The organism is Sphingomonas sp. CFBP 13706, from assembly GCF_014842355.1.
Classification (GTDB): Bacteria; Pseudomonadota; Alphaproteobacteria; order Sphingomonadales; family Sphingomonadaceae; genus Sphingomonas; species Sphingomonas aerolata.
The window spans coordinates 1-355 of the sequence record NZ_JACYVM010000084.1 but is presented as its reverse complement, the minus strand read 5'-3'; the positions used below and the strand labels follow the sequence as shown (position 1 = coordinate 355).

Genomic DNA, 355 nt, shown 5'->3' with positions numbered 1-355 from the left:
TGCTCGTACAGTTCAGGTGACCGTCTCCTTACGAGGCCGCGACGGCCCACATCGGCGCTTTACGCGAGATCATCCAGTCCCCGATCGCAGGGCGGATGAAGAAGGCGATTATATCAATGATCGCGTGGGCGATCATGACCCGCATCAACGATCCATGATGAAGGTAGTAAACCGTCAACAGCGCGCCCGCAGCCGTGGTGGCGAGCATCCCCTTTAAGCCATAGTGCGCGTGCGCCAGGCCGAAGCCCAACGCTGACACCACCAGCGAGACCGCAAGCGAGCCCGTGACCTGTAGGAGCAGCAGCGGAAGCGCCAGCCGGAAGAACAGCTCTTCACTGAAACCGGCATTAAGGCT

General features: G+C 60.3%; 1 protein-coding gene. It reads right to left on the bottom strand.

Translation table 11 applies throughout. The features are described 5' to 3' along the window. Window positions 1-28: 28 nt before the first annotated feature. The coding region (locus tag IFS44_RS21765; RefSeq protein ID WP_192100243.1) for a CPBP family intramembrane glutamic endopeptidase at window positions 29-355 on the bottom strand (327 nt) is incomplete at its 5' end.